Origin of the sequence: Micromonospora tarapacensis (assembly GCF_019697375.1) — a bacterium.
Lineage (GTDB): Bacteria > Actinomycetota > Actinomycetes > Mycobacteriales > Micromonosporaceae > Micromonospora > Micromonospora tarapacensis.
Genome location: NZ_JAHCDI010000004.1, coordinates 4,620,987 through 4,631,675 on the forward strand (window position 1 = coordinate 4,620,987; position 10,689 = coordinate 4,631,675).

13 protein-coding genes are annotated in these 10,689 nt (G+C 61.4%); 10 read left to right on the forward strand and 3 right to left on the reverse strand.

All coding sequences use genetic code 11. The features are described 5' to 3' along the window. Window positions 1–21 precede the first annotated feature (21 nt). From KIF24_RS27080 to KIF24_RS27095, 5 genes are all read left to right on the forward strand, one after another. Entirely contained in the window at window positions 22–978 is a 957-nt protein-coding gene (locus tag KIF24_RS27080; RefSeq protein ID WP_221086439.1) for an ABC-three component system protein, read from the forward strand. Continuing rightward, window positions 962–1,198, forward strand: coding sequence for an ABC-three component system middle component 8 (locus tag KIF24_RS34790; protein WP_331461300.1), 237 nt, complete (start codon window positions 962–964; stop codon window positions 1,196–1,198). The genes KIF24_RS27080 and KIF24_RS34790 overlap by 17 nt, the downstream gene beginning before the upstream one ends. After that, window positions 1,198–2,994, forward strand: coding sequence for a DUF2326 domain-containing protein (locus KIF24_RS27085; RefSeq protein ID WP_221086440.1), 1,797 nt, complete (start codon window positions 1,198–1,200; stop codon window positions 2,992–2,994). The genes KIF24_RS34790 and KIF24_RS27085 overlap by 1 nt, the downstream gene beginning before the upstream one ends. A 1,160-nt stretch (window positions 2,995–4,154) precedes the next feature. After that, window positions 4,155–4,778 carry an SLATT domain-containing protein gene (locus tag KIF24_RS27090; RefSeq protein WP_221086441.1) on the forward strand — a complete coding sequence of 208 codons (624 nt, stop codon included), beginning with the start codon at window positions 4,155–4,157 and terminating at the stop codon, window positions 4,776–4,778. Window positions 4,779–4,803: 25 nt separating this feature from the next. After that, window positions 4,804–6,105, forward strand: coding sequence for a reverse transcriptase domain-containing protein (locus tag KIF24_RS27095; RefSeq protein WP_221086442.1), 1,302 nt, complete (start codon window positions 4,804–4,806; stop codon window positions 6,103–6,105). A gap of 52 nt (window positions 6,106–6,157) precedes the next feature. Here KIF24_RS27095 and KIF24_RS27100 read toward each other — a convergent pair whose 3' ends face one another. Next, window positions 6,158–6,628, reverse strand: coding sequence for an NUDIX hydrolase (locus KIF24_RS27100; RefSeq protein WP_331461301.1), 471 nt, complete (start codon window positions 6,626–6,628; stop codon window positions 6,158–6,160). Window positions 6,629–6,652: 24 nt separating this feature from the next. After that, window positions 6,653–7,876, reverse strand: coding sequence for a helix-turn-helix domain-containing protein (locus KIF24_RS27105; protein ID WP_221086443.1), 1,224 nt, complete (start codon window positions 7,874–7,876; stop codon window positions 6,653–6,655). A gap of 382 nt (window positions 7,877–8,258) precedes the next feature. Here KIF24_RS27105 and KIF24_RS27110 point away from each other — a divergent pair, with 382 nt between their 5' ends. The 4 genes from KIF24_RS27110 (at window position 8,259) to KIF24_RS27125 (ending at window position 9,819) form a co-directional block, all read left to right on the forward strand. Further along, a complete protein-coding gene (locus tag KIF24_RS27110) occupies window positions 8,259–8,513 on the forward strand; it encodes a hypothetical protein (protein WP_221086444.1) in 255 nt (84 codons plus the stop codon). Then, window positions 8,506–8,748, forward strand: coding sequence for a hypothetical protein (locus KIF24_RS27115; RefSeq protein ID WP_221086445.1), 243 nt, complete (start codon window positions 8,506–8,508; stop codon window positions 8,746–8,748). The genes KIF24_RS27110 and KIF24_RS27115 overlap by 8 nt, the downstream gene beginning before the upstream one ends. Further along, complete coding sequence (locus KIF24_RS27120; protein WP_331461302.1) at window positions 8,745–9,023, forward strand: hypothetical protein; 279 nt, start codon at window positions 8,745–8,747, stop codon at window positions 9,021–9,023. Before KIF24_RS27115 ends, KIF24_RS27120 begins: the two co-directional genes overlap by 4 nt. A gap of 70 nt (window positions 9,024–9,093) precedes the next feature. Further along, complete coding sequence (locus tag KIF24_RS27125) at window positions 9,094–9,819, forward strand: GntR family transcriptional regulator (protein WP_221086446.1); 726 nt, start codon at window positions 9,094–9,096, stop codon at window positions 9,817–9,819. Window positions 9,820–9,842: 23 nt separating this feature from the next. Here the strand turns inward: KIF24_RS27125 and KIF24_RS27130 are convergent, their stop codons facing one another. Continuing rightward, the gene (locus KIF24_RS27130) at window positions 9,843–10,028 is read right to left on the reverse strand and encodes a hypothetical protein (protein ID WP_221086447.1); all 186 of its coding nucleotides are present in this window, start codon (window positions 10,026–10,028) and stop codon (window positions 9,843–9,845) included. 153 nt (window positions 10,029–10,181) lie between these two features. On the opposite strand from KIF24_RS27130, the gene KIF24_RS27135 reads away from it, so the two are divergent. Continuing rightward, complete coding sequence (locus KIF24_RS27135) at window positions 10,182–10,610, forward strand: hypothetical protein (RefSeq protein WP_221086448.1); 429 nt, start codon at window positions 10,182–10,184, stop codon at window positions 10,608–10,610. Window positions 10,611–10,689: the final 79 nt, after the last annotated feature.

The following is a 10,689-nucleotide window of genomic DNA, read 5'->3' on the forward strand; positions in this document are numbered from 1 at the left end:
TCCGACCGGTAGCCTGGAAGGATGGGGTACCCGTATGAGGATCTGGACGACAGCCAGTTCGAACGACTGGTAGTGCAGTGCATGCGGATGCTCTTCGGGGAGGGCGTCCAGTCCTTCGCGGCCGGGCCCGACGGAGGACGGGATGCGCGGTTCGACGGCACCGCCGCTAGGTTCCCAAGCACGGCCGATCCTTGGACTCGAATCACGATCGGCCAAGCCAAGCACACGAACGCTACCAACGCGCATTTCAGTGACAGTGACTTCAGCGGGCCTGGTGAAAGCTCGGTGCTATCAGAGGAGATCCCGCGGATTCGGAAACTGGTAGCGGATGACGAGCTACACAACTATATCTTGTTCAGCAATCGGCGTTTGGGTGGCGTGACAGCCCCGCTCATCACGGACCGACTGGCTCAAGAAACGGGCCTAGATAGAAGCCGGATATTCCTTGCAGGAGTCGAATATATGGATGACACGCTCCATGCGCATCCGGATATTCTGCGCCGCGCTCGAATCGACCCTATAGACGGCCCGCTCCTCGTTTCGAGTTATGAGCTGGCCGAGGTCATCCTCGAAATCGCAAAGGGCCTAGAGGCGTCACCGCCGCCTGACGATGCCCCTGTGGTCGACCGCGTCACGTACGACGAGAAAAATCGGGTTAACGGGATGACGCCCGAGTTTGCAAAGTTGCTCAGAAGCCGATACCTCCACGAGACGCACAGAATCGGGCGCTTCTTGGCTGATCCGGCCAACACTGACGCACTACGGCTGTACGAAGGGGCCGTCGAGGAATTTCAGCTCAAGATAGTCGCGAGCCGCAGAGAATACCAGTCATTCGATAGGCTCTTCAACTACCTTGTCGACTTCCTCTTCAAGAGAGACGGAGCTCTATCACGAAATCGACGGCTGACTCGCGCGATGATTTTTTACATGTACTGGCACTGCGATATTGGGGAAACTCCAGATGCTCAGGCCCAATAAGCATTCCCACCCGGATCAAACGGTCTTAGCCGCCTCGACGGTTCTGCTTGCCGAGTTGAGACGAAAGCGGGCAGTGCCTTATGGTGACCTAAAAGCGGTTCTAGATAAAGCGTCTCATGGCTCCGACTTCCTCTTCACTCCCGCAATAAACTTGCTGTACCTGCTCGGCTTGGTGGAGTATCGTGCCACGGCCGACCTTTTCGAGTATGCGGGGCAATAATGAAGCTTAAGAGGCTCTATTCGAACAGGCCGGAGATTTTTGGACCAGTAACGTTCAATGAAGGCCTCTCTGCTGTGCTGGCCGAAATTCGCGTTCCAGCAAACAGACTTCTGGACACGCACAATCTTGGTAAGTCTACGCTCGCAGAGCTGATTGACTACTGCCTGCTAAAGGGGAAGAGTAACAGCTTCTTCCTTTTCAAGCATGGGTCCCTCTTCGCAGCGTTCACCTTCTACCTTGAGATTGAGTTGCCCGATGGGGAATACTTAACCATCGGGCGTCCGGTCGATCCAGGATCCAAGATTTACTTTAAGCGGAGTGAATCCTCGATCGAGGACATAACGGCGCTGGATGTCCCGGACTGGGATCATCTTGCACTGCCGTTCGATCGCGCCAAGAGGCTACTCGACGGCATGCTGGCTATTGATCCGCTCCGCCCCTGGGGTTTCCGGAAGGTAGTCGGATATCTGATTAGGTCACAGCGAGACTACCTAGACGTTTTCCAACTGGGCAAGTTCTCCGGCAAGCACCAGGACTGGAAGCCCTTCGTAGCGCAGCTAATTGGGATGGAGTCCGGCCCAGTCGTTGAGCTTTACCAGAAGAAGGAAGAGCTTAATGCAACTACAGCCGATCTCGCCACCCTGACCCGCGAGTGGAGTGGTGAGGATGTCGACCCCTCCGTGCTCGACGGCTTGATTTCTGTCAAGAGACGCGACATCGACGCAAAGACGGCCACTCTTTCCTCCTTCAACTTCCAAGAGGAGGACACCCGCGCAACCTCGGAACTAATCGACCAAACCGAGTCGCAGATTACTGCCTTGAATGAGGAAAGTTATCGACTCAACCAACTCATACAGCGCATTGCCGAGTCGCTAGACGAAGAGCAAGTACTCTTCCGGCCAAAGGATGCCGAGGATCTGTTCCGTCAAGCTGGGGTCTTCCTTGGCGATCAGATTAAGAGAGAGTATGAGCAGCTTCTCGCTTTCAACCGGGCGATCACGGAGGAGCGCCGGGAGGCACTTCAGGAGCAGCTAGCCGAGAGCCAAGCGAGGCTCGTAGAGATCCGTAAGGAGCTTGAAACGCTTAACCTGAGGCGCGCCCAGTCTCTTGAATTCCTCAGGAATTCCGACTCGCTTGACAAATACAAAAGCCTTTCGGTTGAACTGGCAGACCTTCAAGGTGAATTGGGCTTCCTCGAAGCTAAGCGAACCGCAGCGGCGAGACTGACGGACCTGCGGCGTCAGCAGAGAACTTTGGCTGAGGAGTTCGGCCATCTTGAAACTGCCGTCGAAACTCAGATCCAGGAGATTAGCCGGGACGAAGAAAGCCGATTCGGGCGACTGCGCCGGTACTTCACGGAAATCATCTATGAGGTCCTGGGGCAGAACGCGATCATTGCGATTAAGTTGAACAGTCAGGGAGGACTCGACTTCACGGCTGAGTTCATAGGAAGTGCCGGAACGGCAACGAGTGGCGACCGCGGAACCTCATATAAGAAACTTCTCTGCATCGCCTTCGACCTCGCATTCCTTCGCACATACCTAGATGTGCCATTCCCTCGCTTTGTTTACCACGATGGCGCATTGGAACAGCTGGAGCCCCGTAAGCGAGAGAAACTGATCGGCGTTTTTAGGAAGTATGCAGGCTTCGGACTCCAGCCAATTATCTCACTTCTCGACAGCGACCTTCCTCTGCCCATCGGTTCCGGCCCTCAGACGCTCTCACCTGAAGACGTCGTGATCACGCTTCATGACGAGGGCCAGAATGGGCGCCTGTTCAAGATGCCGACTTGGTAGTTCATCGCTCGGCCACGGCCGACTGTTCACTCGCAGCTCATTCTCGCCATCCCGTCTGCCGCCGACCCACACTCCGTGGAGCAGACCAGGGCCAGGGTGACAAGGTGGAGCGCCCTACCGGACGTACGACCTTGTCACCCTGGCCCTGGTCTGCTCGGCTTGCCTGGGTCGGTGGCTGGCGGGATGGCATTCCACCCCCACCACCCACAACCTGGACCATTCGGCAACTCCATCCCGGAGTCGTCTGGCCCCCGCCGGAGGCAGCTCTAACCGACCCCGACCTAACCTCCACCCCTTCGCTCACCCTCACCCCTTCCCCACCTGGACCTGAGAGCGCCGACGGATTCCGTTCGGCAACTCGCGCTGGCTCACCACGGAACCGGTCCGCGGCGAAACGTCACGAGGCATGAAGAGAAGGTAGGGATACGTTGTCGTCCTGGTCCCTGTCGACCTATGGGACTCGTCACCGGGTCACCTTGCTGACCCAGGCTGACGCGCGGGGCGGGGCGTGGGGTTCGGGCCGGCTGATTTTCCGCCCCGGCGCCCTTGCGCCGGGGCGGCGGCTCCGTAGGAGCCGTTTGCCGCGCCCCGGCCCGCGCCGCGCGGAGCGCCTTGATCCTAAAGAGAGTGTTTCGGCAGCTGCCTGTCGAAGAGCGCTGTCGAAGAGGGAGCTGGGCGGAACTGAAGGCCCGGCGTACCTGACGGCCCTGCGAGCGACGCCTGCTCGTACGCAGCCTTAGGCCATCGCGGTGGAGGGCGTCTCGCGTCTTCTGCGTCTACACGCCAACGACCGTCGAATACTTACACCGGTCGCCATCCAGTTCTTGACGGCCAACCAAACCCAAGGCGCTAGAGGGTGTTTGCCAGCATAAGTCCGTGTAAGCATATGGCGAAACCTGCTGTGTAGTGAGCCTCTCCCCTCGTCGCACTCTTCTTGGTTCTCGCCAAGTCGCTGTCACTGAGCGAAGGAGCGCCCGGGTAGCGTTGGATGGTAGGGTGCCAGGCGGCTCGGCCACTTGCTCAGGTACATCGCTTGAGTGGCAGTAGTAACATGCCGTATTGGTCCGCCCATGCGGTTTGCCTCGGATTAATTTCCGAGGCAATGCTCGCATCCGGAGTGCTGCGGGTGAAGTTTATTTTATGGTCAGGCAAGGAGACTAGTGGCCGAGTCGCTACCTGACGCTCTCTCTCCGATGTTGGAGCGTCTAGAAAAAAGAAGCTACATGACATATCTGTGCCGACTGAACGCTTCTCGTCGCCTCAGCCACGCAAATACTGCGTGGAATCTCGCTCTAGTTGCTTTATCAACATCGACGGCCATCGCGTCTGTCGGACTTCTTACGAAGCAGGATATGTACGGTGCTGGCGGGGACGCCCTCATGGTTGCCCTATCCATACTTTCGTTGGTAGCTTCGCTGGTTGTCTCGGGTGCCGGTTATGGAACTAGGGCGCGGGCAATGGAGGAGAACTACAAGAGGATTCAGCAGATCTCTGTTGCGGCCGAAAACCTCAAGGAGTACGCAGGACCGAACCGGCAAGAAAAATGTGAAAAATTGCTGTGGGAGTATGAGGTCGCAGTCGCCTCATCCGAGAACCACACCAGCCGCGACTTTTATAGGGTTCGATGGGGAAATCAGGGCAAAGGAAGCAGCAAGTCGCAGCTGCTTCGTGATCTCGCCGTTTCTGTTGCGTATTCGTCGGTGGCCGCGCTTCCATACGCCAGCTTAGCGGTGCCAATTTTGATATTGATACCATTTGCCAACTGGTTCTTCAATGGCATCTAGGGCAGCTTCTAAAATTTTTAGGTCGGTGACCGCCCCGTCTAACCTGGTGCGCACCTACCGGGAACATGTGCATGGAAAGAGGGCTCGCGGCCGTGATGGCGTGAGTCCGGATGCACTGAACGGTGAGATTAGAGTAGTCGCCTCCTTAATCTCCCAAAAAATGAGGGCAGGAAAATACCGATTCAGCGCCTACCGAGAGTTTCTTCAACTCAAGGGGGCGGGGCGGCCACCCCGCGTGTTGTCAGTCCCAACAGCACGGGATCGGATTGCGCTTCGCGCCCTGGCGAATTGCCTTGGCGAATTATTTCCTCAGACTCGGGGCACGCTCCCGCAAAAGCGCGTACATCAAATATCCGAAGCGCTTAAAGTTGGCGGCTTCGATTCTTACATAAAAATGGACGTTGAGGACTTCTACCCATCCATCCGTCACGATTTGATAGAGGAAGGGCTGCGAACTAGAGTTCGCAAGAACGAGATCATTGAAGCCGTTCTAGGTGCGGTGAAGACATCAACAGTCCCTGTGAACCGCAGAAGTCGGACTCCGAATGCACGGGGCGTACCGCAAGGGCTTGCTATATCGAATTGCCTAGCCGAACTCGTCATGCAAAGGATCGACAGCCAGCTTGCGGACGAGGACTGCTTCTACGTTCGCTACGTGGATGACATTTTGATATTGTGCGACCATATAGACGTCGATCGGATAAGCAAGCTAGCGGTGACACTCTTTGGGGAGATTGGCCTAAGGGTTCACGAGGTATCGGGCGTGGGAGGCAAGTCGAGCAGTGGGGATATCTCGGCTGGCTTCAGCTACCTCGGGTACACGTTCAATCCGTTGACCATATCCGTCCGCGACCAGAGTGTTCGAAACGTCGAAAATTCAATAGCACGAGTTTTTACTCGCTATAAGTATGAAAGGAATATTCGCCTGCTTGAGAGCCGCATCAACACATTGATTACCGGCTGCATCTACGGTGGCAACCCGTATGGCTGGCTACATTACTTCCGACAAATGAATGATCTTACGCTTCTAAAGCGCTTAGACGTCTTCGTCGGCGAAATGAAAAGGAGATCTAAAGTGCCGGCCGGGTTCGCGACGAAGAGTTTCGTGCGCGCCCATTGGGCAATTACCCACCCGTGCGGCAAGGACAGGAATTACATCCCCAACTATGATGTGATGGACATTGGCAAGATGAGGGACGTCCTGGCAGCACATTTAGGCGAAGAGGAGGTTGCGAAGATCCCCGATAGCGGAATAGGAATTGCGTTCAGACGCTTGATGGGAAAGCTCACGGTAGAGCTTGAAAAAGACATCGGACACCTTTCTTGAGCTGGAGAGCTTGACGCATCACGTTCAGGGCCGATTAAGCGTTTGCGCAGTTCTAGATTATTGCGCTGCCATGCTCGGCATAGGCGGAACCTCCTTCGCTGCGGGCCACGATTGCAGTGCGGATCCTGCGGGCGAGCCGGGACGGCCCATACTGCCCCAATGCTTCAGCAGGCACGTAGCGACATTCGAGGAGCTCCCCATCTGCGAAGCGAATTCCGCTTTCCTGTTCGGCAGTGAGTGATCCGCCATCGAAGATGAAGAGGAGCTTGTCGCCTTCGTTGTCGGCAGGTGCCCAGTCCACGAGCAGCATCGAGCCGACTGGGGCCGAGAGGCCAAGTTCCTCTTCCACCTCGCGCACGCAGGCGGCGCGGGGTGATTCGCCGGGTTCGACGTAGCCGCCGGGGATGTCCCAGTGGTTCTTGTAGCTGGGGCGTACGAGGAGCACGTGGCCTTCGTCGTTGAGGAAGAGGGCGCCTGCGGCGACGCGTGGGGTTGCCATGGGTGGCGTCTCGTTGGCCGTCACCAGGGCAGCGTAATCGGGCTGGGGTCAGTCGAGCACCTTGAGCCGACGGGCCAGGCTTACGAGTTCGGTGGAGGGTTTGCCGCGTTGCCGGCGGACCCAGGTGAGGGCGAGTTGGCGGCTGAGGAAGTGGTGGCGGACTTGTTCGGGTGCCATCTGTTCGGCGTCGAGCAGCATGGCTTGGGCGTCGTCGACCCGGTTCCACGAGCTGTAGGCGCGGGCGACTTCCAGGGCGTGCCGTACTCGGCGTTCCATCGGTAGGCCGGTGGTGTCGACGCGGGGGCCGAGGTCGATGGCGACTTGTAGGTCTCCCAGTTCGGCGGCGGTGGCAACACGGTGGATGGCGACGTTGGTCGGGCCGAATGCGGTCCACAGGTGGTTGGCGTCGGCTCCGAGTTTGGCGGCGGCCTGGTCGGCTGCGGTGAGGAAGGTGCGGGTGGTGCCGGCGTCGTTGGCGCGTGCGGCGGCCATGGAGCCGGACAGGAACAGGGTGCCGTAGACGGACAGTAGTTCGGGTGTGGCCTGGCTGAGGTGGGGTTCGAGGTAGCCGGCGGCGTCTTCGGTGAGGCGTACGGCGTCGGTGTACCGGCCGGTGGCGTGTAGGGCGTGACCGACGGACCGGAACAGCGAGCCGGTGACGAGAGGGTCACCGGTGGGGCGGACGGCGGACAGGCCGCGGTCGGCGGCGATCCAGGCGAGGTCGCTCTCTCCGAGTTTCGTGAGCTGGGTGGCCGCGAGCTGGTACGCGAGGCCGAGGAGTCGGCGGGCGTCGTCCTGGTCGTCACCGTCGTAGTGGTCGGAGGCGTCTTGGGCGCGGTGCAGCAGGTCGGGCAACCGGCTGGTGACGTACCCGAATCGGGAGTCCTGGTACGCATCCCAGAGTGCCGCGACCTCTTTCCTGAGCACGGCGATGCCTGGCGGTTCCGCGTTGGTGCCGCGGCCGAACGGGGCGAGGGCGCGGTAGTTCATCAGGGCGGCGCGGAGTGCGGGCACGGTGTGGGTGCCGCTGTCGGTGGTCCAGTCGAGCAGGGAGGGTTCGCCGAGTAGGTCGCCGAGGGAGATGTCCAGGGCTTCGGCGAGGGACTTGATGACGGATAGGCGGTCCAGGTCGATCCGGTTGTTTTCGACTTTGCCGAGCCAGTCGGCGGTACGGCCGATGAGTCCGGCGAGGACTTCTTGCGATAGGCCGCGTCGACGGCGGTACCAGGCGACGCGTTCGCCGATGGTCAGGGTGGTGGTGGTCCCGCGCATGGGTTCACTGTCTCCCTCGGTCGGCGGCGACCCCGGAAGGTTTTTCCGGGTCGCTGGGCGGTTCGTGCCACAGCCTGTGTGCATGACGGGGCTGAACGTATCGACCAACTGCCAATCCTGCTCCGGTGCGGGCTGGAAGTACACCCTCGCCCGTTCCCAGGTCCGGGCGATCGGCCGGGGAGCGGAGCGGACTCGCCCGCTGGCCCGGCGGTCCTGCCTGGACTGTGCGGGGTCCGGTCGTTCGGTGTCCTGCTGAGGCTGGCCCGGGGTGGGTGCTGGCATGGGACCGCGACCCGAACGACGATCCCGACTGAGCCCGCCCGCCTCGGTGCCTCGCCGGCAGCATTCCCTCCCGCCGGGTGCACCGAATCCGGGTGACTTGGTGCTGTTGGACGGTCGGGCGTCGGTGCAGTTCGGCGGTGACCGGGCGCTGTGGCTGCGGGTGTCCTCGATCTGTGACCGGCCGGCGTATGACGGCTGGATCTGGCTCGCGGGTTACGCGATCAACCCGACCACCGGGGAGGCGTTGGCGCGGCGGGAGGTCTTTGCGCGGATCGCCGGCCTTCAGATCAACCCTCAACTACCCGCCGGTCCGTCGGGAACGGCACGGCAGACGACGAGGAGGCGTGGTGTTTGACCTACGGGTACGACTCGGCGCCGTGCTGCACATCGACGCCGCCGACCGCTACCGCCCTACCGACGGGCCAATGACGTTGCGAGTCACCGGGGTTCGCCTGGTGCTCAACCGGCCGGAACGGGAGCAGTGGATCTGGGTCGAGGGCACCAAAGTCAACCCACGCCACCAACGCGGCGACCGCACGCAGGTTCTCGTGCCGACCCGGTTGTTCGCGCCGAAGGGTGCGGCCCAGTGACCACGTATCTGTCGGGGGCGGTGCGTGATCAGTTGCGGGCCGCGCAGTCGCAGCTTGACCGGCACACCCCGTCGAGCGCGGACGGACAGTGCCCGGCCTGCGGGGTGGACGGTCCGTGTCCGCAGCGACGGGCAGCGCTGCGGGTGTTCGGCCGGTACGGCTGCCTGCCTCGGCGGTGGCCGGGCGCAACCCGTCCGGAACGAGTGCAGGCGTCGTCGTGGTCGGGGTGGTTGGCCGCTGCGGTGGAGGGCGTGACAGCCGAACGGCTGAGCTGACTTGTTCTGTCATGCAAACAACTCATAAGCTGCTGTAATACATGCAGCGTTCATAGGTGGGGTGCCCGCGATGGCGTACGAGATTCCGACGCCGAAATACCTGCGCGTGTTGAACACGCTGCGGAAGCGCATCGAGGACGGCGACTACGCGCCCGGTGCGGCGCTGCCGTCGGAGAACCAGCTCTGCACGGAGTTCGGGGTGTCTCGCCCGACGGTGCTCAAGGCGTTGGGCATCCTCAAGCAGGACGGCTGGATCGAGTCGCAGCAGGGCAAGGGCAGCTTCGTACGCGGCCGACCCGCCGCCGGCCGCACCTCACCGGAGTACGCCCGCGACGCCGTCGAGCTGGACGAGACCGGCGACACGGAGATCCTGCACGTCGGCCCGGTCCTCGCCACGCCCCGCATCGCGGCCGAGTTGAAAATCCCCGAAGGAACGCCGGTCTACGAACGCCGCCGCCGGACCCTCACCGAGGTCGGCCCGGTCGACCTGATCTCCACCTTCGTGCCGGTGGACATCGCGGTTGGTACCGACGCCACCAAGCCGGAGCCGATACCGGGTGGCCTGCTCGACCTCATTGCGCGGCAGAAGGGGCTACGGGCCGACTACGCCACCGAACGCATGACCGCCCGCCGGGTCAGCCCCGACGAAGCTGACGCCCTGGACGTGCCGGCTGACGAGTCGGTGATGAGCGTCGTCATCACCGTTTACCAGGCATCCGGCGACCCCATCATGACCTCGGTCTTGGTCATGCCCGGCAGCCGTCACGAGATCGAAGACACCTACGCCGTGTCCTGAGGTGCCGTCCTCCCGATGTTGGCTCAGCGGCACACCCAGCCGGCGACTCGCCTGACGTCACCGCTGCCTCGGTCGATGCACAGATCGCTTGTCTCGTAGTCGACCCAGTAGGTCTGTCCGCGCTCGATCAGCACCGGGTGGTGCAGGTGGAACCACCGGCCGACGGTGGATACCAGCGTGAGCCGATCGGCTGTCACACGCTCCCGCACAGGTCCTCCCACTGTGGCCTCCGGTCCGTCTCCACATTGTGCAACCGACTCACATTCAACCTTGCTTGTGCTTACAAGCTGACGTAGCTTGTTAACTCAACCGGTTGTCAGGGTGACGACCTGTGAGGCTAGGAGGCTGCACGCGTGGTTCCCATGACGTTGAAGGTGCCGGTCCCGTCCGAGTACGTCTTCCCCGCCGGGGCTCTCTGCCTCGGGGTCTCGCCGCAGATCGACTTTGAGCGGCGGGGTGAGGCGGATAACCAGGCGCGGGACAAGGAAACCGGGGAGCGGGTCTGGGTGGTGCGGGTGATGGACCTGGACCCAGAGGCCGGAAAGTTCGGCCGCTCAACTGAGGTGAAGGTCAAGGTGGTCGCCGCGCAGCAGCCGGTGCCGCCACCGTCCACCGTGCCCGGCTACCCGCCGGCGGTGGAGTTCGAGGGCCTGACCCTGACCCCGTACGTCGATTCGCAGCGGTGCAAGCCGGGCCGCTCCTCGGGCGACTGCCGCTCGCGGATGGCGTACTCCCTGCGGGCCTCGGCAATCCGTCCGGCGGCGGCGGTACCGGGTTCGGTGGCTGCCTGACGCACGTTCTGTTGCGCGCGGGGCGGGTCGTTTCCCCGCCAAGAGTCCCGGCCCGTCCCCGCGCTCACCTCATCCCTCG

Bases quoted from the DNA above. Each gene is read 5' to 3' on its own strand.
- KIF24_RS27080 (WP_221086439.1), top strand. From the start codon at position 22: ATGGGGTACCCGTATGAGGATCTGGACGACAGCCAGTTCGAACGACTG.
- KIF24_RS34790 (WP_331461300.1), top strand. From the start codon at position 962: ATGCTCAGGCCCAATAAGCATTCCCACCCGGATCAAACGGTCTTAGCC.
- KIF24_RS27085 (WP_221086440.1), top strand. From the start codon at position 1,198: ATGAAGCTTAAGAGGCTCTATTCGAACAGGCCGGAGATTTTTGGACCA.
- KIF24_RS27105 (WP_221086443.1), bottom strand. From the start codon at position 7,876: ATGCGCGGGACCACCACCACCCTGACCATCGGCGAACGCGTCGCCTGG.
- KIF24_RS27125 (WP_221086446.1), top strand. From the start codon at position 9,094: ATGGCGTACGAGATTCCGACGCCGAAATACCTGCGCGTGTTGAACACG.
- KIF24_RS27135 (WP_221086448.1), top strand. From the start codon at position 10,182: ATGACGTTGAAGGTGCCGGTCCCGTCCGAGTACGTCTTCCCCGCCGGG.